Source organism: Chryseobacterium sp. BLS98, assembly GCF_001045445.1.
Classification (GTDB): domain Bacteria; phylum Bacteroidota; class Bacteroidia; order Flavobacteriales; family Weeksellaceae; genus Chryseobacterium.
On the sequence record NZ_LFNF01000005.1, the window covers coordinates 281,640 to 305,603 of the forward strand.

A 23,964-nucleotide genomic window follows, 5' to 3' on the forward strand; every position below is an offset into this window, starting at 1 on the left:
GTTTAAAATCTGTAAATCACTTCTTTTTGGAAACCTTCAAGCATTTTTTCTGCTTTCGCATAGTCTTTGGTAAAGCCCAGAATATATCCTCCGCCTCCGCTTCCGCAAAGCTTCAGATAATAAGCATTAGAGTCCAGTCCTTTTTTCCAGATATTAAAAATACTTTCCGGAATCATCGGACGAAAATGTTCATATGCCCAGTAAGAAAGTTTTTTCAGGTTTCTGAAGAAAGGATTCATATCTTTTTTAAGGAAAGATTCAATACATGCATTGTTATAACGGATGAACTCTTCTTTTAACGTTTTGCGGAACCCTTCAGTTTTCATTTTTTCAAAGAAAATCTGGATCATAGGTCCTGTTTCACCTGTAATTCCGCTATCGATAAGGAATATGGCTCCTTTACCCTTTTCCCCTTCAGGAATAGAAACCCTGTCCAGGTTTTCTTTGTTCTCGATAAGGATGGGCAGATTCATGTAGCAGATCAAAGGGTCCATTCCCGAACTTTTACCATGGAAATAGCTTTCCATTTCACCAAAAACAGCCTTCAGCTTTTTCAGGTTGTCTTTCGAAATCTGTTCAGGTTCAAGTTTATTGAGAGCATATCTTTCAAAAATAGCAGCTACCAAAGCTCCAGAGCTTCCTACTCCATATCCCTGAGGAATATTGGAATCAAAGAAAAGTCCGGATGCAATATCATTTTTAAAGCTTTCGATATCTAATTTGAAATCATCAGAAAGATCAAGAGTTGCAAGAAAATCAGAGTATTTCTGCAGGTGTTTGTTCGATTTAAGTTCAAATTCAGAGCTCAAATCCGAGAATTTCAGAGTTCCCTTATAGAAGCTGTAAGGTACTACAAGCCCCTGGGAGTCTTCTATCATCCCATATTCTCCAAAGAGAATTATTTTTGCATAAAATAGAGGGTTCGTCATTTTGACAATAAATCTTTTTGCAAAGTTAAAAATTATTCCGCTGAATATAAGCAAAACTCAAGCCGAATTCCAATTTATTTGCATATAATCGGTTGGCTTATATAATAACTTAGAAAATAAAGACATTTTCAATGGACAAAAAAAAGCCTGAAATCTCAGGCTTTTATTATTGAATGGTGTAAAATACAATTAATGCTTGATCAATTTTTTATTTACTGTTTGCTTCTCTGTCTCCACCGTTACGATATAGTTTCCTGTCTGGATGGAAGAAATATTTATTTCCTGCTTATTTCCTTTTAATGAAGATTCCGACATTACGAGTCTTCCTGCTTCATCATAAATTTTATAAGATTTTAAAGCATCTTTAGAAGAAATAACGATCATATTCTTAGCAGGATTCGGATAGATACTGATGAGATTGTCATTTTTAGTTACCTCATTCACTCCAAGAACATTGCAGGAAAAATTCGCCTTCCACCCATTATCTGTAACTCCCGGATCTGATACAAATTTTACCGTAATAGCTCCTGAAGAATGCGTAGAAGTAAAAGGACCAGGTACTGTATTTCCTGTCAGATTATTTCCATTGGCAAACAAAGGAGATGCTGTAGAAGGACCATTATACACATACATAAAATCATAATCCTGCTCAAGTGCAAACTCTGTAAACGTCATGGTAAGCGCCCCTGAAGAAGGATAAAATGTCTTGATGATTGTTTCATCATTTCTGTAACCTGCGGTCTGACCGCCAGTATCTGTAAACAATGCACCGTCGCACCAGGATGCGTCCGTAAGGAATACCTGTGTTTTTTGGAAAGCATTCGATCCTGAACAGGTTGTTCCTACCGATAATTTATAATACGTTGCAGGCTGAAGGCCGCTGAAACTAAGGTTCTGTGAACTTGTAGTCCCTGATGTTACAGAAGTTTCATCCATTTTGGTAAGCTTATATTTCCATGAAGCAGAAACCGCGTCTGTAAAGTTTGCATTCGCAGAAACCTGGGTAATATCCGAAACATTCATCCCTGTAACGGTTGCAGTACAGGCAGTGGTACAGTTTGTGCCCAGGCACGGCTTGGAATCAACCGTATTTCTGATCAGGGCTGCAGGCTGTGGTCCAAAACCATTATTGAAACTGATTCCTACCCCGGAAACCAGATGGCAATAACTCATAATGGTTCCCTTCACAGTTGTGGAAGGAATCGGTCCTGTACAGCCTTCACTGTAGCCTGCCTGAGCTCCGCATCCATCAATGGCGGTATTGTTTCCGTTCCAGGCACAGGCATGGGTATGAGGAGAGCCTAAGCTATGCCCCATTTCGTGTGTCATTGCCTGAATCGTCCAGGAATAAACCGGTACATTTGAATAAGTCTGTGAAATACCGGAATAGGCATGTCTGTAAGTTCCACATAACGAATTTACATAAGCAACGCTTGTCGTGGCAGGCGCATTGATAAGATGAGCTAAATCACCATTAAATGTCTGTCTGTTATTTCTAAAATTCCCAAGATTGGTATTCGGGTTTCCGGTGTAAGGGTCCGGTGTGGTCCAGATATAGATTTCATTTAGAGCCACTCTAATATCGTCATTACTGTAAAGAGTGGCAATATTATTATGAACGGCGGTCAGCCAGTTAGTTGTGGTCGTGATGTCTGAATTATTATTCTGATAAGGTTTATAACATACCTCATAATAAATTCTTACACAGTTTTCCGTCATGGCTTTATTGCTTACAGACGGATCAAACGAGGTTTTCTGGGCATGGTTCTCTTTCAACTCATCTACCCCGCAGACGAAAGGATTGGCACCGGTGAGTTTTGATTCCGAATAGCTCACAAAATCTTCAGAATTTTTTGCTTTTCCCAATACCACATTCCCAAGCTCGGAAGTAGAAGCTACCCCAACAATATCGTCATTAAAAAAGCTGAAAGCCACAATAGAGGTATTGTCCCCCTTCACAATTCCGATATAATAGGCGCCTGGGGTATAGTTTACGATTTCTCCCTTATTGGTAACCACTTTAAACTCATTGGTAAAGATCTGGTTCTTATAAAGTTCAACCGTAACCTGCCTGTCTCCATCGAAAGGAAAACTTACTTCAAGGTATTCAGGCTTTTCATTAACGAGCTTTTTCAGTTCGGAAGATTTTAGGCTCAGAACCGTAATATCAGTAGCTGCTCTCTTATATTCTGAGAGCTTTTTAGAAGTTTTGTTTACTTCAAACAAGTCATACTTCTGAAAAGTTTTTTTCTCAGCATAAAATTCAGAAATTTTCTGGGCTACAGGCCTCAGCTTTTGTGAAAAACCAAGGACAAAGCACTGCACAAGGCATAGGAATAATAGTTTTTTAATCATTTTCACTTAATTAGATCTGCAAATAAAATAAAAAAAATCAATATTCAGTGAAAAATAATTATCATTTTATTATACTTTTTCAACAAATCACAATAAACACCCGCCCAATTGAAAATATCTTAATCTGAGACAATAAATTTTCTTTTCAAAGAAAGAGTCCATAAAAAAGCTGAATAATCATATTCAGCTCTCCTAATTATTTTAACTACGTAATTTATTACTTTTTGTTCACACTATTACCGACTCCGGTTATAGCAACACCAGGCTTTCCTGTTTTTGTAGGTGAAGATTTGTAAAACACCTTATTATTGCCACCTTCCAAAATAATGCGGGCTACTTTATCTATATAAACTGTATTATCAGTGCCGGATACCTCAAGTTTATCCGCATAGCCATTGATTGCAATCGTATTGTTACCCCCCGAAATCTCTGCGCTTCCCCCATCTAAAGTATAAGAATTATTGTGGCCTATACCATCAATTTCAAGATGTTTATCCACTTGTTTAGTTGTTCCGTGCTGAGAATTTACTTTAGCTGTTTTTTGGGCATTCGCCAAACCCATTCCTATAAAAAGAACAGATAAAATGAGTGTTTTTTTCATAATATTCATATTAATTTGATTCGGAAAAGCTGCAATTAAAATGCCAATCAGCAAGTCAATAAATTAACATCTGTTTATAAAAAAAGATGTCCTGATTATAAGACATCTTTTTTTATTATTTTGTTAATGCTTTTAGAGTGTATCTCTATCTTTCAGCATATTTACTTTTAAAAACCGGATAAGAATAAGCCCTGCAGCAAAGAATAACGTCATGGAAAGTGCTGCAATACGCATATTATTAAAATGCTCAATTAATGTAGCAAAGATAAATGTACCGATAATGATCGCTATCTTTTCCAGCACGTCATAAAAACTGAAATAAGTAGTGTTTTCCATAGAATCTTCCGGAAGAAGCTTTGAATAGGTAGATCTGGACATCGCCTGAAGACCTCCCATCACAAGCCCTACAACTGCTGCTACGCCATAGAACTGATATTCCACCGTAGGGTTTTCTTTGTTCAGGAAATAGGCCCAAAGACAGGCAACAATCCATAATATAATAGCGATGGAAATCACATTTTTGTTTCCTATTTTTTTTGATAACCTGGAGAATATTACTGCGCCGATAATCGCCTCTATCTGAATAACCAAAAGAGTTCCTATGAGTTTATCCTGAGCCAGGTTGATTTCACTTTTTCCAAACAAGGTTGCCATCAGGAAAATAGTCTGCATTCCTACACTGTAAAAAAAGAAGCTGGAAAGAAAGAATTTCAGATTCTTATCTTTAAACAGTACGTTACCCACTTTAAACAGCTCATGGAAACTTTCTTTGGCAATGTCTTTATAGAAACTCAGATTATCTTTAAGTACCTCAAAGAAACCTCCCTGCTCTTCATGCTTTTTGAAAATATTCTTATAGTTTAAAAGAACCAGGTCTTTAGGAAGTTTTTCTTTAACATCCCCAAACTGCGGAAGATGCTTGAATGTATACTGAGAAAATCCAAACCACCATGCACCAGTTAAAAGGAAGCTTATTCTCGTGAATAAAAGCTGCTGTGCCGCTCCTTTTGCAAAAACCTGAATCAGTACCAGACAGATCACCACCAAAACTACAGAACCAATGTATCCGTAAACATACCCTTTTGCAGACAGCGCATCCTGTTTATCTCGAGTCGCGATGTCCGGTAGAAAGGAGTTATAAAACACCAGACTTCCCCAGAACCCGACACTCGCCGTAATACTGAAAAGAAGGCCTAAAAACACGTTATGCATTCCTGTAAACATGGCAAGCCCCATGCATGACGTTGCCCCCAGATAACAGAAAAACTGCAGAAACGACTTCTTGTTTCCAATAGTATCCGCTAATGAAGACAGGAACGGAGAAAGCAGCACCACAATAAAAAATGATATGGTAAGTGAATATCCATATACCGCATCCGGCTGGTATTCTCTCCCGAAAAGCTTTATCATATGCCTTACCGGAACATCGATCCATGATTTTGTTTCTTCCACATACTCCTTTTTCTCGTAAGCAGTAGTAAGTATGGAATAGTAAATAGGAAAAATAGTAGAGGTAATAACCAGTGAATAAACGGAATTCGCCCAGTCGTATACAGCCCAGGCTTTCATAATCCTTGGATTATTCTTTATGTTTTGAGGCTGTTGATTCTCAATTTCAGACATTTCAAATAAATATTAGTAGCACAAAAATAGAAAAACCATTAAGAAATCGATAAGATTTTAGAAAAATTATCGATTCCTTAATGGTAAAATATTATTAAGGGGAATATTACATATTCTCAATCACGATAGCAGAAGCACCACCACCACCGTTACAGATCGCTGCAGCACCGTATTTGGCATTATTCTGCTTCAGTACGTTGATCAATGTAACAATGATTCTGGATCCTGAACTTCCCAGCGGATGTCCGATAGCTACTGCTCCACCGTTTACGTTTACTTTAGAGGCATCCAGTCCTAAGATCTTGTTATTGGCAAGACCTACTACAGAAAATGCTTCGTTGAATTCAAAGAAGTCAATATCTGAAAGCTCCAGACCTGCTTTTTTAAGGGCGATTGGTAAAGCTTTTGAAGGGGCAGTTGTAAAGTTCTCAGGCTCCTGAGCTGCATCAGCATAAGAAACGATTCTTGCTAAAGGTTTTAAGCCTAATTCTTCCATTTTTTCTTTTGAAACAAGGATCAGAGCGGAAGCACCGTCATTTAATGTAGATGCGTTCGCTGCTGTAACAGTTCCATCCTCTTTTTTGAATACGGTAGGAAGCGTTGCAATTCTGTCGAAATTTACCGCTTTATATTCTTCATCTTCCGCAAAAATTACAGGATCTCCTTTTCTCTGAGGGATTTCCACAGGAACCACTTCTTCAGTGAATTTTCCTTCGCTCCAGGCTTTTGCAGATCTTTTATAAGATTCTATGGCAAAATTATCCTGTTCTTCTCTTGAAATACTGTAATCTACAGCACATTTCTCCGCACATACTCCCATATGTACTTTGTTGTATACGTCTGTAAGACCATCCAGTAACATTCCGTCCTGCAGTTTAATGTCGCCTAATTTGGTAGCTACTCTTGCATTGTAGTAATGCGGAACCAAAGACATGTTTTCCATACCTCCGGCAACAATTACATCAGCATCACCAGCTTTAATAGCCTGTGCTGCCATCGTTACGGCCTTCATTCCTGAAGCACATACTTTATTTACTGTGGTAGAAGGTGTCTCAACAGATAAACCGGAACCTAAAGCCACCTGACGGGCCGGCGCCTGGCCTTCTCCTGCCTGCAGCACATTCCCCATATAGATCTCCTGAACATTTTTAGGATCAAGACCAATTTTATTTAATGCTCCTTTTACAGCAGCTGAACCCAGCTTTGTAGCAGGAACGGTTGAAAGGCTTCCCATAAAACTCCCAATAGGTGTTCTTACTGCGGAAACAATGAATACTTCTTTCATGTGTATTATATTTTACTTTTTTTAATGAAATGTGCCTTGCGACATCATTATAACTTTTCTATTTTTTTACTTTTACATAGATAATTTCATACTGTTCGTTCGCAATTTTAGATTGTACTTTCAGTAAATTATCCTGAGTCTCTACAATCTTATTACTGAAAACATCCCCTGTATGAATACGGTCATCATTGTTCGTTTTTTCCAGAACAATAACTTTATAATTACAGTCGTCCACAAAAACAAGTGTTGACTTTATATAATCTTTGCCATTGTTGAAATATTCGGTCTGAATATTGTCTTTAATAGTCATATGCCAAATCCCTTCCGGATAATTCACCCTTACAAATTTCCCGTCTCTAATATTTTTACATTTAGCCGGCTGGTCGGGTTTATCAAAAGCCGTTTTCTGAGATTTAGCCTGAGAAAATACCAGTGCAAATAAAACTGCTGATCCTAATTTTAAATGTCTCATATCTGTGTTCTATTATTTACTTTCTTGCTGCCTACAGCAAAAACCATAAGGAAAGCTCCTAAAAACTCTGCAATCCAGCCCCATTTCAGTTTCACAGTTCCTGCAAAGGCTTCTCTCCAGGATTTAAACGGAAGAAAGCTGAAATATTCCAGAGACTGCATTTTAACTGCCACAAGCGTGAACGCAAATAACAGGATCATAAGTATTCCAAAAAGTCTTACTACTTTCCCATTGTTATTCACAATACCAAAAACTGCACATGCGGCAAAAATCCAGCATGCAATAGCCAGGTAATGGTCCAGTTTCCAGTAGTTCCAGTTTCCGATAACAGGAACATGAACAAGAGGCAGAAAACTGCCTATCACTACCAAAATCAATCCTAATAACTGAATATTTTTCATATTTACTAAAGTGCCAAAATACAAAAAAAAAACACACTTTTAAACAGTGTGCTTTAAAAACGGCTTATCTTCATGAAGACATTCATCAGACACAAAGAAAAACTTTAAAATTTATATTTAATTCAAATAAATTGAATATTTATTATCAATTTAAAAATCAAGGTTAGCGATCTCAAGCCCGATCTGAAGACCATATTTTTTCTTCAGCAGGGCACTGTCGTTGAATGCCGGGGTAAAATCTTTCTGAACAAACAGATTAAAACCTGCATAGCTGATTCCGAATTTACCTCCAAAAACAAAGTCGTTCACACCATGCATGATTCTTTCTCTTTCTACAATTCTCCTGGAGTTCTCGTTCGAATATTTAATATAGTTGGTACTTGCCAGTCTTAGTCCGCCATATACTCCCAGGATCAGGCTCAATTGCTGTTTCTTGTTATCCAGATATTTCACTCCTTTATATTCTGTATATTTTGGATTCAGAACAAATCTGAGATCTAGAGGCATATAGAGATAATGAACATTCAGCTTAGTTTTTTTTAAGTTGCCCCGGTCAAAATCATCCACGAAAAGGCTGTTATTATCCTGCTTGAAGACCTTTTCATATTTTGGAACATACCTGTCTGATCTTACCCCCAACCCTAAACGGTAGAAAACAGGACTTCTGAACCCTCCGATCTGATCTTCGTAACGCAAAGTAAACTGAGAAGAATTAATAATTGTGTTTCTGGTATCTGAATCACGGTTATAAAAATTGAAGGGTTCGTCTTTCGATGTAAGCCCGCTTCCCATAATACTTACGGAAAGATCAACAGTCCTCAGAAAGAATTTTGGATCATTTCTCTTCTTATTCTGTCCAAATTTCACGTTTACACCATCATGACCAATGCTGAATTCGTTTTTAGAACGCACCGAATCCCGATCCATAAAAACAGAATTTTTAACGATTTCTTTGGTTGCCACTTCAAGTTCCTGCTGCTGCGCATCTACTTTCCCGTTAATGATCTGCTGGTATTTCTGCGCAGTTTCTTCCCGCTGCTTTAGTTTTTCCTCAATGCTGATTTTTTTTTCGCTGAAGTTTTTATCTATAGCATCCAGTTCTGTATTCATTTTTGATTTTTCGGATACTACAATACTGTCGATCTTTTGTGAGTAGCGTTTTATTTTCGGATTCAATTCCGGTGTTTCCTGTGCGAAACTGTATGTAAAAGCTACTATGGCAGTCATCAAGGCTAACTTTGTTCTCATATTTTATTAATTTTTTAGACAATATTCTGGCTCTGACCTTGTTCAAGGACAGTACTTTTATTTTATGAAATTTTCAGATTTATTTGGAGTCCAGGTAAACGGTCACCCCTAAAACAGTCACGTTACCTACAGTTGGAACTACTTTATTAAAACGGATCACTCCGAATTTATGGTCGTCTTTATCTGCTTTTGCACGGTTTTTATCAAATTCTCTACCCTGAAGAAGCTCATTTGCATTGATATAACTGGATTTTGGCCTTTGAACTTCTGCAACTACAGGTGGATTGGGACTAGTGACATCCTCCGTTTTTACCTGGTCAATTATTTTATTTTCAGACTGATTAACTACAATCTGCTGTTCTTTATGTTCTGAATTTTGGAGAGCAGTTACTTTTTTTTCTTTTTTCGGAGTTAAAACTTCTTCAGAATTTATTTGCTGATGATCTTCATTGACAATTTTCACAACTTCCTGAGCAGGTTCTTCATTTAAAATAACAGGCTGGTTTCCGGGATCAGATTTTACAGGGCTTGTTGTTTCTTCCAGAACCTGCTTAACGATATAATCTGTCTTTTTATAATTAAATTCATTTCCGGATCTGTTATAATAGATAAGCGTACCTACAGAAATCAATACCAGCACGGCAGCAGCGTATTTCCACCACTGAAAAGACGTTTTGGATACCGTTTCCGGTGTTTTCTCCGGATTCTGGTCTATCCTGTCCCAAAGATCTGCAGAAGGCCTTATTTCAAGTCTTTCGTAATCAGATTTTAATTGTTTCAGTATTTCTTTTTTCATTTTCTTTTGCTTTTAAAAATTCTGCAAGCCATTTCTTTGCTTTGCTAAGCTGGCTTTTGCTGGTACCTTCTGAAACATTCAGGATTTCTGCAATTTCCTGATGCTTTTTTTCTTCAAAGACATACAGGTTGAAGATCAGCCTGTACCCTGCCGGCATCTGCGAGAATATCTCTTCCAGATTGATGTGTTCAAGACTTTCATCCAGACCTCCATCAGAATAATCATCTGCCACTTCTATATCTGCATACAGGATATTCCTGTTTTTCCTGACGAAGCTTATAGAATCATTTACAACTATTTTCCTCAGCCAGAACGGAAAGCTTTTCCAGTCCCTGCATTCATCCAGTTTGGTAAAACATTTCATAAATGCACTCACCAGAATATCTTCTGCATCATGGAGGTTGTTTGTATAAGAATTTGATATGGCAAGCATTTTCGCTGAAAACATTTCATAGAGAGCCTTCTGGGCCATCCGATCCTGTTTTTTTGCCAGTAAAAAATTCTTTTCAAGGTTCTCCATGTATCAGTTTCTATCCATAAGACGGAATTTATTATAAAAGGTTGCCTGAAAATAAAAAAAATTGCACTTTTTTTCAAAAGTGCAATGTAATATTTTAATAATCAATGTAATAAAATTAATGATTTACGTTCGCTACATCTTTCGGATCATGTTTGTGTTTAAACAAAAATGCAAAAAGAATGGCAAGAACCAAAGCGTATGTCGCAAAAGCCAGCCAGATATTTGGCCAGTCTCTTAGCATTACTGCAGATGATAACGTACCGTCTGCATTTACAGCAGCATTGAATGTATTTTTAAGAATCTCTAAAAAACTCTGGTTATCGGGTGTTGTATCCAGATAAGACGATAATTCTGCTGCATTTGTAAATTTGTGCGTAAAGAACTTATCAATAGCCCAACCTGCAATATTACTTCCGAAATAAGCCCCGAAACCATTGGTCATCATCATGAATAATCCCTGTGCGGAAGAACGGATTTTTTTATCAGTAGTTGTTTCCACGAAAAGCGATCCCGAAATATTGAAGAAATCGAAAGCCATCCCATAAACAATACATGATAAAATGATCAATGAAACTCCATATCCGTCAGGAGTACCATATGCAAAGAACCCAAATCTCAATACCCATGCAAACATTGAAATCAGCATTACTTTTTTAATTCCGTATCGCTTTAAAAAGAAAGGAATTGCCAGAATAAATAAGGTTTCAGAAACCTGGGAAATAGACATCACAATCGTCGATCTCTGAACTACAAATGAATCTGCATATTTAGGGAAATGAGAAAACTCACTCAAGAAAACATCTCCATAAGCATTGGTCAACTGAAGGGCTGCTCCCAAAAGCATTGAAAACCCAAAGAACAACGCCATTTTATAGTTCCCGAATAGTTTGAATGCATTCAGTCCTAATTGTTCGACCAGAGGGGTATTTTTATCTATTAATTTCTGTGGCGGGCATTTCGGTAAGGTTAATGCATATATTCCCAAAATAATAGCTGCCGCTCCTCCAATGTAAAACTGGCCTTCAGTAGCTTTATTTCCTGTAAGATTGGTCACCCACATTGCCACAATGAAACCTATTGTTCCCCAAACACGAATCGGGGGAAAATCTTTAACAACATCCAGATTACTGTTCTTTAAAACAGTATAAGAGATAGAGTTTGCAAGGGCAATTGTCGGCATATAAAAGCACATTGCCACAAGCATTACATAGTAAAAAGAATCAGGAGTTTCCGTATGAGGCAAAAAGAAAAGAACCAAACCATACAAAATTTGTAAAGTCGAAAAAATTCTTTCCGCATTTACCCAACGGTCGGCAATAATTCCTGTAATAGTCGGCATAAAAATGGAAGCAATCCCCATTGTTCCGAAAACGGCTCCAAACTGCGCTCCGTCCCAATGTTTTGTGCCGAACCAAAAATTAGCCATCGTAATCAGCCAGGCTCCCCAAACAAAAAACTGGAGAAAGCTGAGGATGGTAAGTCGTAATTTTAAATTCATAGTTTATATAAAGTATCTCTTAATCAATTCTTTTCTTCCTTCTTTTAATTTCTTCCTGAATTTCCAAAGCAGTATCAAAATCTTCTTCTTTTACGGCTTCTTCAAGCAATTTTTGAAGTTCCTCCATAGATACGGCTTTTAAATTATCTTCAGACTGTACAGTTTCAGAGAACGGTTGTTCTTCTTTTGAAACGTCTTCCAGCTCAAGAAGAATTCCCGCTTCATTAAGTACCTGCTGGGTGGTAAAGATAGGCGCATCAAATCTAACTGCCATCGCTACCGCATCAGAAGTCCTTGCATCCAGGATCAGTTCTTCGTTATTAGCTTTATTTTTGAAATTAATATTGGAGAAAAATACGCCGTCTACGATCTGGTAAATAATTACTGAAACCAATTCATAATGGGCAGAAACTATAAATTTTGTAAATAAATCGTGAGTAAGGGGACGGGGTGGATGGATGTCTTTTTCCAGTCCCAGCGAAATAGACTGGGCCTCGAAATTTCCTATAACAACAGGTAATTTTATATGTGTTTCTTCATGTTCCAGTAACAAAGCGTAAGCCCCCGATTGGGTCTGGCTGTACGATATTCCGCGAATAATTAGCTGTTTATAATCCATAGCTACAAATATAGATTAATTTTTTATTGTGATTTCAGTTTTTACGCAAAAATAAAAGCCCGGAAAAGCCCGAACTTTTATTTATTGGTGAATTGTGAATCGTGAATTACTTCGTGTCAATTACAATTGATCATTGAGTTGCTAAGCGAAATTCACTATTGACTTTTTTATCCTTTAATTGCTTTGATCTTCTCCGTTAATGCAGGAATGATCTGGAATGCATCTCCCACTACTCCATAATCGGCAGACTTGAAGAACGGTGCTTCAGCATCGTTATTGATCACTACAATAGTTTTAGAAGAGTTTACCCCGGCCAGGTGCTGAATAGCTCCTGAAATACCTACTGCAATATAAAGATTAGGTGAAATGGCTTTACCTGTCTGTCCTACGTGCTCCGTATGAGGTCTCCATCCGATATCAGAAACCGGTTTGGAACATGCTGTAGCAGCACCAAGAACATTAGCCAGATCTTCAATCATTCCCCAGTTTTCAGGACCTTTCATCCCTCTTCCTGCAGAAACAACAATTTCAGCTTCTTTAAGGTCTAATTTACCTGAACTCTGCTCGTGAGAAATCACTTTAGTATCTTCATTCGCTACTGATAAGTTTTTAACTTCTTCAGAGCCTGATACTGCACTTTCCTTTACCCCGAAAGCATTTTGTGAAACTGTGATGATCACCCCATTTCCTTCGGCCTTTGCATGCATAAACCCTTTTCCGGAAAATGCTCTTCTTTTCACCTGGAGCGGAGAAAGGCTTTCAGGAGCTTCCAAAACGTTGGTAATTAGAGAATAGTTCTTCATTACCGCAAGCATAGGAGCTACAGAAGAGGCGTCTGTAGTGTGAGGGAAAACAATAGTATTTCCGTCTGCCACTTCACTTACAGCCTGTGCATAGGCTTTTGCCGAGAAGTTTTTAAGACCATCATCTTTGATATTGATAACGTTTGATGCTCCATATTTGTACAATACATCTGAAGAATCCGTTGGGTTTACAGAGATTGCCGTAACGGTATCTCCTGCCTGATCTGCAATTGCCTTAGCATAAGAAACTGCTTCCAAAGCTGCTTTTTTGTAAACTCCGTTTATATTTTCTGCGTATACGAATACTGCCATTTTTTTAAATTTAAAGATTAAAAAATTTAAGAATTAAAAGATTGTTAGATTACTTTAGCTTCTTCGTGAAGTAATCTTACCAATTCGTCCAGGTTGTCAGGAGAAACCATTTTCACAGCAGCTCTTGGCGGCACGCTGTCATAAGATACTCCCTGAACTTTCACTTCAGAAGAAGCAGGCTCTACAACCTGTAAAGGCTTCGTTCTTGCAGACATAATTCCTCTCATATTCGGGATGATAAGATCTTTTTCGTCTACCAAACCTTTTTGTCCTGCGATTACGGCAGGTAATTTTACTGATATAGTTTCTTTTCCGCCTTCAATTTCTCTTACTGCAGTAGCTTCACTTCCGTTTACGTCTAAACCTACAGATGCATTCACGAAAGGCTGGTTCAATAGTTGAGCCACCATTCCCGGTACAGATCCTCCATTGTAATCGATGGATTCTTTCCCGCAAAGAATAAGATCATATCCGCCATTCTGAGCTACAGCAGCAATTTCTTTTGCCGTAGAATAGCTGTCCTTAGGATCCAGATTTACTCTCACCGCATCGTTGGCACCTATAGCCAATGCTTTTCTTATGACAGGTTCTGTAGCAGCATCTCCTACATTGATCACTGTTACAGTTGCACCCTGAGTTTCCTGAAGTTTAACCGCTTTTGTCAATGCAAATTCATCTAATGGATTAATAACCCACTGGATTCCATTTTTGTCGAAAGCAGATTTATCTGCCGTAAAGTTAATTTTGGAAGTAGTATCCGGAACACTACTGATACAAACTAATATTTTCATGTGTACTATTTTATTTTTTCCCTTTTGTGCATAAAAACATAGCGTTCTATGCTGAGATTTTGTTATATTTTACAGTTGCTAATATAATTAAAAAATATATTATGCATGCATAATACTTATTTTTTTACTATTCAATACATTAAATGCATTCATCAGGCTGGTTTGGTTGCCCTAAACTCTATCTTGCTGGGCAGAACACGGGGATTCATTTTTAAAATATCGAGCACCAGATTTCCCATATCTTCAGGTTGAATCTTCCAGCTGTCTTTTTCTGAAGGGATGTTTCCGTTAAAATTTGTAGCTACTGATCCCGGCATAATGACGGTAGATTTGATATTGTATTTTCTGAGATCAATCATTGCAGCCTGGGTAAATCCTACTACCCCGAATTTAGAAGCATTATAGCCTGTTCCGTTTTCAAAGAAATTGGCACCGGCAAGACTTGAAACCGTGATATAATAACCTTCTGTCTTTTTCAGTTCTTCTACAGAGGCTTTTAATGTATAAAAAACACCTGTGAGGTTGGTTTCTATCATATCATTCCACTCTTGGGCAGAAAGCTCATCCACGGGTTTAAATATTCCCAGGCCCGCATTGGCAATCACAAAATCCAGCCTTCCGAATTTTGCGACGGTATATTTTACAGCTTCTTTTTCACTTTCAAGATTTCTCACATCTGAAACAATTCCCAGAACATTCTCCGAACATCTTTTAAGGTCTTCTTCTGCTTTCTCCACATCATCTCTTTTGCGTCCTGAAAATGCTACCGAAATACCATTCTCCAATAATATCCTGGCTATTCCGAAACCTATTCCTTTGGTTCCTCCTGTTATATAAGCTACTTTATTTTCCGGCATACTCTTAAATTTTAATTCCCTAAAATAACAAAAACGCTTCAATTGAAGCGCTTTATATATACTAAGATTTATCAGTAGTTTATTTTTTAATGAATTTAGTCAGATCAATTACCGATTTGTACAGATTATTATACTTTTTTAGTAAAACACGTTTAAAACAATTTCATAATTTTCTCTGACCCTTAAAATAAAAAAAAACGCTCCGATTTGTTTGGAGCGTTATATCATTAAGAGTTATTTATCTTATTTTTTTACAATTCTTTCGGTTACTTTTCCGTTAGATGTTTCAATATTCAGAATATATACTCCGGCAGGTAATTTTCTTAAATCCACTTTGTTGTCTGAAACTGGTGTATCCAGCTTTTTGCCACCAAAATCATAAACTGCAATTGAATTTATTTTGTCTTTTGATTCTACTACCACAAAATCGGAAGTCGGGTTAGGATACATTTTGTAGTCTACTTTTTTCGTTGCTTCAGAAGTGCCCAGTACACCACTCACGACCTGAATTCCATCGAAATAAGCTGAACTGTTATAATTATCATTGGTAATCGCTATATTCCCAACCATAGTACCTCCTGCCACTACTCCGGTATAGATCAATGTTCCGTTTTGATAATATTTTGCCTCGTTATTTGTAAAATCCAATTGTATTTTATACGTATTCCATGCATTTCTGGTAAAGTTTATCCCTGTATCAATGTAAGCAAGCTGAAGAGTCAACGGATCCATATCAATCACTTGAATATTGTTCTGGAAATCAAATCTCATCCTAGCATTGATTGTACTTTGAGCAGGTGATTGCGGAGAAAAGAAGAAATCACATTCATCTCCTGCCGTAGCGGACGTTGTGAAATAGGCATTAAAATACACAGTTACAATAGGTCCGTTTACAGTTACTGTAGGGCTAATAGCACCTGCTGAGGCATGATTGGTTCCATTATTACCAGTAATTTTCAATGACTGTGTTCCAGGCTTAGCCTGCTCTGTTGTAACCACTGCAATATGTGTTGCTGCAGTACCGCCCCAACCGCCCTGACCGGCAATATTTCCTGTATTAAATCCTTGAGATGTCTCAAAACTGTAATTCATTTGAGCATTACCCAGCAGAAAACCAAATAATGCAGCAGATAGTAAAATTTTCTTCATGATATTATTTTTTCATTATTAATTAGTCTAGTAAATATAGAACTTTTATTCTAATTTAAAAAAATATTCCTGTAATTCAATAACATAAGTTAAGATTTTGACCAAAAATATTAAAATATACCATTTACACCATTTTTGTTAAAAATACAAAATATAAATGATTTTTCTAAAAAACAAACTTATATAAAATATTTTAACTATAAATATTGCAAAACACAAAAACATCTATCGGAATAAGCAAAAATTATTCTAAATACAAGAAAATGAACCCTCTACATTATTTCTTAATAAACTTACCGGAAAAATTACCTTTTTCAGCTTTTACATTAATCAGATAAGTTCCCGGAGGAAGATTTCTAATGTCTATTTTATTATTTTCCAACTCTGCCTGAATTCTTTTGCCCGCTGTGTCATAGATTTGTATGCTTTTTATTTTACCTGAAGAACTTATCTTAATAAAATCTGAGGCAGGATTTGGATACACTTCTACAGTTTTTCTATTCACATCACCGTCTGCTGCAGATAACAATGCCTGATTGTATACCTTAATGTTATCAATATAGGCTGATCCGTCTGCGTTATCATGTACAAAGCGAAGCTGGTTTATATCCATTGACTCTGCTGCTGTACCGGAATAGATTAAAACCCCATTCAGATAGTATTTAATATCCGCTGGTGTGCCTACTACCTTTATCTGATACCATACATTCGGAAGCCATGTTCCTAAGGCAGGTTCCATTACAGGCATGCCAGAAATTGTTTTCAAAATTTTAATATTACCGGTATTATCAAAATCAAGTCTCACAATATATTTCTCTTCAGCGCTGCTTACTCCCTGAAAGCTAAAAATGGATCCATTGAGCTGGGACATATTCATATCAAAAGAGACGGTAAAACCATGATGAGGAAGCAATACGGGAAGATTATCAAATGCTCCGATTATAGGAATAGACTGGGTTCCATATGTATTTTCCTTTACTATTTTCAGGGAATTGGCTCCATCTGTTGCCGTATCTGTACAGACGGTCTGATTGAGCACATTGGGAGGCACATCTCCTGTTGGGGTACTGATCCAAGTCCCCTGGCCATGAATATCTCCGGTATGAAAGCCGTCTAAATATTCAAAAGAAACCATCTGCTGGGCAAAGGAAAATGCTGAAAACAAGCAGAGTGTGAAAGGGTAGATTTTTTTCATAGTCTTATTTTTAGGTTGAACTAAAAATAAACACATAGATTATCAAAAAAAATATCATTTGATAGCAATATTATCATAAAAAAGCATAAAGCGCTCCGATGTTGGAACGCTTTATGAATTATGCTTATAAAATATTAATTATTTAGAATAATTTTCGAAGAATAACGGGATACTTTCAATTCCTTTATAAAAATTGAACAGCCCGTAATGTTCATTCGGTGAGTGAATTGCATCTGAATCCAGTCCAAAGCCCATTAATACAGACTTAGCCCCTAACACTTTTTCAAACATTGCCGTGATCGGAATACTTCCACCGCTTCTGTAAGGAAGAACTTCTTTACCAAAAGCAGTTTCCATCGCCTTTTTAGCAGCTAAAAATTCTTTGGTGTCACTTGGTAAAACATACGGCATTCCTCCGTGGTGAGGAGTTACTTTTACTTTCACGTTCTCAGGAGCGATCTTTTCAAAGTATTTCGTGAATTTTTCTGTAATTTCTTCAGGAGTCTGATAAGGAACCAGACGCATTGATATTTTAGCGGAAGCTTTGGAAGGAATCACGGTTTTAGCTCCTTCTCCTGTATATCCGCCCCAGATCCCATTGCAGTCTAAAGTAGGACGGATAGAGGTTCTTTCAAGCGTTGTATAGCCCTTCTCACCTTCCACTCCGTTAAGACCGATAGATTTCTTGAATTCTTCGGGATTATCCTTCAACTTGTTCATATCTGCTCTTTCAGCATCTGATACGGTTTCTACATTGTCATAGAACCCATCGATGGTAATATGTCCGTCTTCATTAATCAGCTTGGCAATCATTCTGGAAAGCACGTGAATAGGGTTTGGAACCGCTCCTCCGTAAAGCCCTGAATGAAGATCTCTGTTCGGTCCCTCCACTTCCACTTCTACATAGCTCAAACCTCTTAAACCTGTAGTTACAGTAGGCTGTTCATTGCTGTAGATGTGGGTATCAGAGATAAGAATACAGTCACAAGACAGTTTTTCTTTATTTTCATTAACGAAATCTCCCAGACTCACAGATCCTACTTCCTCTTCTCCTTCAAGGATGAATTTTACGTTGCAAGGAAGTGAGTTTGTTTTCATCATAGCTTCAAAAGCTTTCACATGCATGAAAAACTGCCCTTTATCATCTGCTGAACCTCTGGCAAAGATGGCTCCTTCAGGGTGAAGTTCTGTTTTCTCAATATAGGGTTCAAAAGGCGGTTTTTTCCATAATTCCAAAGGATCGGCAGGCTGTACATCATAATGCCCGTACACAAGTACCGTAGGAAGGTTTTTATCTATAATCTTTTCTCCGAAAACGATGGGATAGCCATTTGTTTTGCATACTTCAACATGATCGGCACCTGCATTTTTAAGATGTTCTGCAACGACGTCCGCACATTTCAATACATCATTTTTATAAGCCGGATCTGCAGAAATAGAAGGAATTCTCAATAACTCAAATAATTCATCCACGAAACGCTGTTTGTTTTCGCTGATGTAATTTAATGTCTCTTGCATTGTAAAAATTTGTTTCGTTAAAAATAAAAAAAATGCCCTGCTTGAGCAAGACATTCATATACTTTATTATATTTAAATTATTTTGTAAATCTTACAGACATTTTTCTGTCAGACGCTCTTTCTGCATCAGATGCTTTCGCGTCTACTTTAGCAAACTGGCTTCCGTATCCTTCTGCTGAAACGATCTGCCCACCGGCACCTAAGCTTGTAAGCTGAGCTTTAATGAAATTGGCTCTGTCCTGAGATAATTTCACATTTTTAGGTTCATCTCCGGTTTTATCAGTATAACCTCCAATTTTAATTTTTGCATCCGGGTAAGCTTTCAGAATCTTAGCCAGATTATCCAGCTGCTCCTGAGAACCTGCTTCCAATTGATTGGCAGAACCTATTTTGAAGTTCACATTATCGAAATCATACCATACAGATTTTAATCCGTCTTCAGTTGCAGAAGCATATTGACCTGACTTCAGGTACTTTACCATGCTGTCTTCCATTCCGTTGGCAAAACCTTTCAGGGCAACTCCATTCAAATCAATAGAAACCTGAGATTTTTTCTCAGCATGTTCAGAACCATGTCCTGCAGCAGCTTCATGACCGTGTGCTTCACCTCCTACCTGTACATCATCGGAATATCTTTCTATTCCTTCTTCCAGTTTCAGAGTATTCTTGTTTCCTCCTGCCTGGATCTTTTTACAGCTTACGGCTACTGTTGCAACAGCTAAACATATAATTAATTTTTTCATATGCAAAATTTATTTTTTTAAGGTCATATGGAATCGCATTATTTCAGTCTGTTTCAATGATTTTTACAGCAAGCGATTTCATGCTTAATTTTTGATTGCCCAAAAGTAAGAAATCCTGCTTTTTTCGGCAACATTTTTATACTGATTTTAAAATTATTTTACCTTTTTTGGATTGTGTAAAAATAAGATAGCTGTCCCCACCATCTTTTATTGCATATTTCTTTTTGATATCATCAGGTTTTAAGGGATAATTCTTTGAAATGATATTAAACTGTTCTTTCTTTTTAATCTGCTTGGATTCAACCGCTTCCATTTCCAAAACCCTTCCGGGAAAACCGTCAGCTTTTTGAGCCGAGGTATAGATATGGGTATTCGGATGAAGTTTCTTAACGCCGAATTTTTCTGAGATCAGATTGAAAACTCCAGCTTTTAAAATGCTGTTATTGGGAATATATATGAACTTTTCAGGTTCAGAATATACTGCCTGAGCATTTTCCTCCTCTCCAAATGCGAACGTAAAATCAGATTCCCCACTCTCAAGGTTAGTACAATTTACTTTAACCCCATCTCTCTTTTCATTGGACAAAAAAATGACAGCTTCCTTTACGTCATTTTTTACAGCTATGATTTCTATTCTGAAAATATCCGGCAATACTGAAATCAGGTATTTCAAATCGATTAACGGCGAAAGTTTTACAATTACCTGATCTGCTGTGGCAAGAAGAGCGTCTTTGATCTGCAGAATGTCCGGTGAAAGATCCTCCAGCAGAAAGACTTTATTTTTGTTCTGGTCTCTTCTTGCAGGATCTAAATAAATAACATCAAAATATTCCTTATTCGTCCTCAGAAAGTCTTCCAGGTTTTGATTGATAAAAGATGCTTTTCTGCCTAAAATCTCCCAATTATGTTCTACTATATCCAGTAATTCAGAGTTCTGTTCCACAAGAGTCACCTCCTTGAAATTCCTGGACAGATAATAGGCATCGATCCCAAAACCGCTGGTCAGGTCCACGAATCTATTTCCTTTGAGGATCTGCGATTTATAGAGCGCCGTAGCTTCTGAAGAAGACTGCTCTAAATTAAGTTGAGGCGGAAAAATAATGCCATCTTTCAGCAGAAACGGAAATTTCTTCTGGGCAGTCTGCTTTCCTTTGATCTGCTGGACAATTTCCTGCATGGAAACCTCTGGAAACGGGGATTTTTTTAATAATAAAGAATGCAGGCCTGTGTTTAGATTTGCATTGATATAGTTTTGGATTTCTAGATTGGAATGCCACGAATGCACGAATACTTTATTTTAAATAGTTACTGCTTATAAAATGATTCTTTTATAATTTAATTTTAATTCTCCAAAATTAACAATCAATGCCAATTTATTTTCAGAAACTTTTAGATAATTAATTGTCTGGGCTAAAGCAGCATCCACAATCTGACTTTTGCCTTTTATTTCCAAAATAATTTTTTCATTAATTACAAAATCTGCATAAAATTTGTGCGGAAGAACGACTCCTTTATAAACTACTTCATATTCTTTTTCTCTTTCATAGAATAATCCAGCTTTTCGGAATTCTATTTCCAATGCTTCTTTATAAACAATTTCAGAAAGTCCATGACCTAAATAATTGTGAATTTCCATACAAATCCCAACAATCCGATATGACTCTTCCTTATAAATAATATTCATCTGATAATCCATTTGTGCCTGAATACAAATTTAATAAAATATATTCGGGCATTCGTGGCATCAAACTGATGAATACTTATTCAAACATTTCAGCCCAACGTACGGCTTTTATTTCTTTTTCGCTGTAAAGATCCTCAATTGACCTTTTAACGTCTAATTTAGGATATAAATTCACTCCGATCAGCTTTATTTTTCCTTCTTCTACCCATTTCTGCTCTGCAACGGCATGGTCATAGATTTTTTTCTGAATGATTCCCTGTTTCAAAAGCTCAAGATACCCTCCTGCCTCTTCTATTTCAACAAACAATGCCCAGGATTTTTCAGCCATCTGACGGGTAATATCTTCAACGTAATAGCTTCCATTCGATGCATCTTCAAATACATTGATGATACTTTCGTAAGCCAGAACAATCTGCTGCTTAAAAGAGATCTCTTCGGAATTATCAGTACTTCTGTTCACCAGATAATTATTGCTGAAAACAGCATCTGCCCCTGCAATCATGGCAGAAGCCAGTTCTAAGGTTGAACGGATCAGGTTATTTTCATTATCGGCAGCCGCTTTATTTCTTAAAGATGTTTCTGCAAAAATGTAGGGTGTTTCATTTAACCCATATTCTCTGGAAAGCTGGTTAAAAACGATCTTAAAAGCCCTTAATTTAGCCATCTCAAAGAAATAGTTTCCTCCGACAGCAATCCTGAAGATTAGTTTGTTTAAAATTTCAGGACCATAAACTTCAATAAGCTCTTTAGCTTTTGCCAATGCAATTCCAAGCTGCTGATAGATGGCAGCTCCCGCATTCTGATGAAGTGAGATATCAACACAGATGTTTCTCCTGAAATCTTTTGATAAAAGCTCCTTTGTCAGTTGGTCATCAATATTTCCCTCATTTTCATTAAAAACATCAATCAGGGAAAAGTACTGATCTTCTTCCTTCGGGCTGATGTGGCCGGCAAGGTCTTTATTGTTTACAAAGATTGTTTTCTGTTCAAGGTTTTCGACGTTATGGTCTAAAATAAAGGCAAAAACATCTTCTTCCAAACTTTCATGATATCTGGCTACAAGATGGGTGTTTTCTTCCACTTTCGGCAGGTTGGCCAGCGGTTTCTGAACTTCACTGTAAAAAGGTTTTACATCAATCCCCTCAAGGTTTTCTTTCTTTAAAATGGAATAAATGTCTTCTGTTTTCAGTTGTTTTTTTACTAAATTTTCCCAGTTTGGAAGTATATCTGCTGACATTGGCATTTAATTAGGTGAATGGTGAATTCTGCTTCGCAGGTCAATGGTGAAGTTTTAATCATTGACTATTGGCCCGCTGACAATTCATTTTTAGTTATTTTTTGTGAATAGTGAAGTTTGCTCCGCAGTCAATGGTGAAGTTTTTACAATTAACTATTGACAATTGATATTTCACAGCGAAGCTAATTGACTATTCAATTTAAATATTTTATTTCTTAGCAGCATTTGCGCTGTCTACCACCAGAATAAAGATTTCTTCATCCGGTTTTTTCATGAAATAATTTTCTCTGGCGTATTTTTCTTTTTCCGACTTATTATTCATCAGCTTTTTATAAAAAGTATCATTTTTTTCATATTCTTTTTTATAGTATTCCAGCTGGTCTTCATATCGGCTGATCTCGCCGTTCAGTTCATTAATAACAAGGAAAGAGGTTTTATCAAAGAAAATCATCCAGACGAGGAACATACAAATCGTAATGGTGTATTTGTTCAGAACATATTTCTGGATCATTCTGAATGTTTCAGATTTCGGCTGAATGTCTTTAATAAGTTTGTTTTCTTTCATTTTAATGTTTTCTCAACGAATTTTTAATAACAGTAGTTAAAAAATCAATCGCTACAGAATTCTGTCTCATGTTCGGAATGATCAGATCGGCTTCATTCTTCGATGGTTCTATGAATTCCTGATGCATTGGCTTCAGGGTGGTCTGGTACCTGTGAAGGACTTCGTTCAGGTCTCTTCCCCTTTCCTGGGTATCTCTCCTGATTCTTCTGATCAGTCTTTCATCGGAATCTGCATGAACGAATACCTTAAGGTCGAACTCTTTCAGCAATTCTTTATTGGTAAGGACCAGAATACCTTCTACCACCAATACATTTTTAGGTTCTACAGTGACATGGTCGCCGGTTCGGGAATGGGTGACAAAGCTGTAAATGGGCTGTTCTATAGATTCATTGTTTTTTAAAGCTTTCACATGTTTTATCATTAAATCGAAATCTATTGACTTGGGATGGTCGTAGTTGAGCGCTTCTCTCTCTGTCAGTGTCAGATTCGGGTTGTCGTGATAATAATTATCCTGGGAAAGGATATTCATTCCTTCAATATCAAGCTGTTGCAGTATCTTGTCAACAACTGTAGTTTTGCCGGATCCTGTACCTCCGGCAATTCCTATTACAAGCATTCTTTTTTTGTTTCTTTATAGTTGGTACAAATATACTATTTTAGATGAATGCAACTAAAACAATCCCTGCAGAATTTGGTTTTAACAAAAAAAATCTGGTGACCGCCACCAGATTTAAAATACTCCCAAGTTTTTATTTACTGATAA

24 protein-coding genes are annotated in these 23,964 nt (G+C 37.1%); all 24 read right to left on the reverse strand.

Annotated features, from left to right (window positions below; translation table 11 throughout):
- Positions 1-2: 2 nt before the first annotated feature.
- The 24 genes from ACM40_RS18630 to udk all read right to left on the reverse strand — a co-directional run bounded on the left by ACM40_RS18630 (position 3) and on the right by udk (position 23,817).
- The gene (locus tag ACM40_RS18630) at positions 3-929 is read right to left on the reverse strand and encodes a mevalonate kinase (protein ID WP_048504286.1); all 927 of its coding nucleotides are present in this window, start codon (positions 927-929) and stop codon (positions 3-5) included.
- A gap of 189 nt (positions 930-1,118) precedes the next feature.
- Positions 1,119-3,284, reverse strand: a complete 2,166-nt coding sequence (locus ACM40_RS18635) for a T9SS type A sorting domain-containing protein (RefSeq protein WP_048504287.1) — start codon at positions 3,282-3,284, stop codon at positions 1,119-1,121.
- A 217-nt stretch (positions 3,285-3,501) separates the two neighbouring features.
- Positions 3,502-3,885 (reverse strand): DUF3060 domain-containing protein, encoded by a 384-nt coding sequence (locus ACM40_RS18640; RefSeq protein ID WP_165579326.1) that lies wholly within the window; start codon positions 3,883-3,885, stop codon positions 3,502-3,504.
- A 132-nt stretch (positions 3,886-4,017) separates the two neighbouring features.
- Positions 4,018-5,508 (reverse strand): MFS transporter, encoded by a 1,491-nt coding sequence (locus ACM40_RS18645; protein WP_048504289.1) that lies wholly within the window; start codon positions 5,506-5,508, stop codon positions 4,018-4,020.
- Positions 5,509-5,614: 106 nt separating this feature from the next.
- Entirely contained in the window at positions 5,615-6,793 is a 1,179-nt protein-coding gene (locus ACM40_RS18650) for an acetyl-CoA C-acyltransferase (protein WP_048504290.1), read from the reverse strand.
- 58 nt (positions 6,794-6,851) lie between these two features.
- Complete coding sequence (locus tag ACM40_RS18655; RefSeq protein ID WP_048504291.1) at positions 6,852-7,265, reverse strand: hypothetical protein; 414 nt, start codon at positions 7,263-7,265, stop codon at positions 6,852-6,854.
- Positions 7,262-7,666 (reverse strand): hypothetical protein, encoded by a 405-nt coding sequence (locus tag ACM40_RS18660; protein WP_048504292.1) that lies wholly within the window; start codon positions 7,664-7,666, stop codon positions 7,262-7,264. Before ACM40_RS18660 ends, ACM40_RS18655 begins: the two co-directional genes overlap by 4 nt.
- Positions 7,667-7,816: 150 nt before the next feature.
- Positions 7,817-8,914 carry a hypothetical protein gene (locus ACM40_RS18665; RefSeq protein ID WP_048504293.1) on the reverse strand — a complete coding sequence of 366 codons (1,098 nt, stop codon included), beginning with the start codon at positions 8,912-8,914 and terminating at the stop codon, positions 7,817-7,819.
- A gap of 79 nt (positions 8,915-8,993) precedes the next feature.
- Positions 8,994-9,710 (reverse strand): hypothetical protein, encoded by a 717-nt coding sequence (locus ACM40_RS18670; protein WP_048504294.1) that lies wholly within the window; start codon positions 9,708-9,710, stop codon positions 8,994-8,996.
- Positions 9,676-10,230: an RNA polymerase sigma factor gene (locus ACM40_RS18675; RefSeq protein WP_048504295.1), complete on the reverse strand. Its 555-nt coding sequence runs from the start codon at positions 10,228-10,230 to the stop codon at positions 9,676-9,678. The genes ACM40_RS18670 and ACM40_RS18675 overlap by 35 nt, the downstream gene beginning before the upstream one ends.
- Before the next feature lie 115 nt (positions 10,231-10,345).
- Positions 10,346-11,728, reverse strand: coding sequence for a nucleoside permease (locus tag ACM40_RS18680; protein WP_048504296.1), 1,383 nt, complete (start codon positions 11,726-11,728; stop codon positions 10,346-10,348).
- A gap of 19 nt (positions 11,729-11,747) precedes the next feature.
- Entirely contained in the window at positions 11,748-12,347 is a 600-nt protein-coding gene (locus ACM40_RS18685; RefSeq protein ID WP_048504297.1) for a bifunctional nuclease family protein, read from the reverse strand.
- A 167-nt stretch (positions 12,348-12,514) separates the two neighbouring features.
- Positions 12,515-13,462 (reverse strand): electron transfer flavoprotein subunit alpha/FixB family protein, encoded by a 948-nt coding sequence (locus tag ACM40_RS18690; RefSeq protein ID WP_048504298.1) that lies wholly within the window; start codon positions 13,460-13,462, stop codon positions 12,515-12,517.
- Positions 13,463-13,506: 44 nt separating this feature from the next.
- A complete protein-coding gene (locus ACM40_RS18695) occupies positions 13,507-14,253 on the reverse strand; it encodes an electron transfer flavoprotein subunit beta/FixA family protein (protein WP_048504299.1) in 747 nt (248 codons plus the stop codon).
- 152 nt (positions 14,254-14,405) lie between these two features.
- Positions 14,406-15,110 carry an SDR family oxidoreductase gene (locus ACM40_RS18700; RefSeq protein ID WP_048504300.1) on the reverse strand — a complete coding sequence of 235 codons (705 nt, stop codon included), beginning with the start codon at positions 15,108-15,110 and terminating at the stop codon, positions 14,406-14,408.
- 243 nt (positions 15,111-15,353) lie between these two features.
- The gene (locus ACM40_RS18705; RefSeq protein ID WP_048504301.1) at positions 15,354-16,259 is read right to left on the reverse strand and encodes a T9SS type A sorting domain-containing protein; all 906 of its coding nucleotides are present in this window, start codon (positions 16,257-16,259) and stop codon (positions 15,354-15,356) included.
- Positions 16,260-16,536: 277 nt separating this feature from the next.
- Positions 16,537-17,454, reverse strand: a complete 918-nt coding sequence (locus ACM40_RS18710; RefSeq protein WP_048504302.1) for a T9SS type A sorting domain-containing protein — start codon at positions 17,452-17,454, stop codon at positions 16,537-16,539.
- Positions 17,455-17,592: 138 nt separating this feature from the next.
- Positions 17,593-18,972, reverse strand: a complete 1,380-nt coding sequence (locus tag ACM40_RS18715) for a dipeptidase (RefSeq protein ID WP_048504303.1) — start codon at positions 18,970-18,972, stop codon at positions 17,593-17,595.
- 77 nt (positions 18,973-19,049) lie between these two features.
- Positions 19,050-19,715 carry an OmpA family protein gene (locus ACM40_RS18720; protein ID WP_048504304.1) on the reverse strand — a complete coding sequence of 222 codons (666 nt, stop codon included), beginning with the start codon at positions 19,713-19,715 and terminating at the stop codon, positions 19,050-19,052.
- A gap of 136 nt (positions 19,716-19,851) precedes the next feature.
- Entirely contained in the window at positions 19,852-20,892 is a 1,041-nt protein-coding gene (locus ACM40_RS18725) for a class I SAM-dependent methyltransferase (RefSeq protein WP_083996904.1), read from the reverse strand.
- A gap of 135 nt (positions 20,893-21,027) precedes the next feature.
- Complete coding sequence (locus ACM40_RS18730; protein WP_048504518.1) at positions 21,028-21,399, reverse strand: GxxExxY protein; 372 nt, start codon at positions 21,397-21,399, stop codon at positions 21,028-21,030.
- Positions 21,400-21,475: 76 nt separating this feature from the next.
- Positions 21,476-22,636 carry a methylmalonyl-CoA mutase family protein gene (locus ACM40_RS18735; protein WP_117614891.1) on the reverse strand — a complete coding sequence of 387 codons (1,161 nt, stop codon included), beginning with the start codon at positions 22,634-22,636 and terminating at the stop codon, positions 21,476-21,478.
- Between the two features lie 208 nt (positions 22,637-22,844).
- A complete protein-coding gene (locus ACM40_RS18740) occupies positions 22,845-23,201 on the reverse strand; it encodes an FtsB family cell division protein (protein WP_048504307.1) in 357 nt (118 codons plus the stop codon).
- A gap of 1 nt (position 23,202) precedes the next feature.
- Complete coding sequence (gene udk, locus ACM40_RS18745; RefSeq protein ID WP_040994842.1) at positions 23,203-23,817, reverse strand: uridine kinase; 615 nt, start codon at positions 23,815-23,817, stop codon at positions 23,203-23,205.
- Between the last annotated feature and the right edge of the window lie 147 nt (positions 23,818-23,964).

Coding starts and splice junctions, on each gene's coding strand:
- ACM40_RS18630 (WP_048504286.1), bottom strand. CDS start 929: ATGACGAACCCTCTATTTTATGCAAAAATAATTCTCTTTGGAGAATAT.
- ACM40_RS18635 (WP_048504287.1), bottom strand. CDS start 3,284: ATGATTAAAAAACTATTATTCCTATGCCTTGTGCAGTGCTTTGTCCTT.
- ACM40_RS18640 (WP_165579326.1), bottom strand. CDS start 3,885: ATGAAAAAAACACTCATTTTATCTGTTCTTTTTATAGGAATGGGTTTG.
- ACM40_RS18645 (WP_048504289.1), bottom strand. CDS start 5,508: ATGTCTGAAATTGAGAATCAACAGCCTCAAAACATAAAGAATAATCCA.
- ACM40_RS18650 (WP_048504290.1), bottom strand. CDS start 6,793: ATGAAAGAAGTATTCATTGTTTCCGCAGTAAGAACACCTATTGGGAGT.
- ACM40_RS18655 (WP_048504291.1), bottom strand. CDS start 7,265: ATGAGACATTTAAAATTAGGATCAGCAGTTTTATTTGCACTGGTATTT.
- ACM40_RS18660 (WP_048504292.1), bottom strand. CDS start 7,666: ATGAAAAATATTCAGTTATTAGGATTGATTTTGGTAGTGATAGGCAGT.
- ACM40_RS18665 (WP_048504293.1), bottom strand. CDS start 8,914: ATGAGAACAAAGTTAGCCTTGATGACTGCCATAGTAGCTTTTACATAC.
- ACM40_RS18670 (WP_048504294.1), bottom strand. CDS start 9,710: ATGAAAAAAGAAATACTGAAACAATTAAAATCTGATTACGAAAGACTT.
- ACM40_RS18675 (WP_048504295.1), bottom strand. CDS start 10,230: ATGGAGAACCTTGAAAAGAATTTTTTACTGGCAAAAAAACAGGATCGG.
- ACM40_RS18680 (WP_048504296.1), bottom strand. CDS start 11,728: ATGAATTTAAAATTACGACTTACCATCCTCAGCTTTCTCCAGTTTTTT.
- ACM40_RS18685 (WP_048504297.1), bottom strand. CDS start 12,347: ATGGATTATAAACAGCTAATTATTCGCGGAATATCGTACAGCCAGACC.
- ACM40_RS18690 (WP_048504298.1), bottom strand. CDS start 13,462: ATGGCAGTATTCGTATACGCAGAAAATATAAACGGAGTTTACAAAAAA.
- ACM40_RS18695 (WP_048504299.1), bottom strand. CDS start 14,253: ATGAAAATATTAGTTTGTATCAGTAGTGTTCCGGATACTACTTCCAAA.
- ACM40_RS18700 (WP_048504300.1), bottom strand. CDS start 15,110: ATGCCGGAAAATAAAGTAGCTTATATAACAGGAGGAACCAAAGGAATA.
- ACM40_RS18705 (WP_048504301.1), bottom strand. CDS start 16,259: ATGAAGAAAATTTTACTATCTGCTGCATTATTTGGTTTTCTGCTGGGT.
- ACM40_RS18710 (WP_048504302.1), bottom strand. CDS start 17,454: ATGAAAAAAATCTACCCTTTCACACTCTGCTTGTTTTCAGCATTTTCC.
- ACM40_RS18715 (WP_048504303.1), bottom strand. CDS start 18,972: ATGCAAGAGACATTAAATTACATCAGCGAAAACAAACAGCGTTTCGTG.
- ACM40_RS18720 (WP_048504304.1), bottom strand. CDS start 19,715: ATGAAAAAATTAATTATATGTTTAGCTGTTGCAACAGTAGCCGTAAGC.
- ACM40_RS18725 (WP_083996904.1), bottom strand. CDS start 20,892: ATGCAGGAAATTGTCCAGCAGATCAAAGGAAAGCAGACTGCCCAGAAG.
- ACM40_RS18730 (WP_048504518.1), bottom strand. CDS start 21,399: ATGAATATTATTTATAAGGAAGAGTCATATCGGATTGTTGGGATTTGT.
- ACM40_RS18735 (WP_117614891.1), bottom strand. CDS start 22,636: ATGTCAGCAGATATACTTCCAAACTGGGAAAATTTAGTAAAAAAACAA.
- ACM40_RS18740 (WP_048504307.1), bottom strand. CDS start 23,201: ATGAAAGAAAACAAACTTATTAAAGACATTCAGCCGAAATCTGAAACA.
- udk (WP_040994842.1), bottom strand. CDS start 23,817: ATGCTTGTAATAGGAATTGCCGGAGGTACAGGATCCGGCAAAACTACA.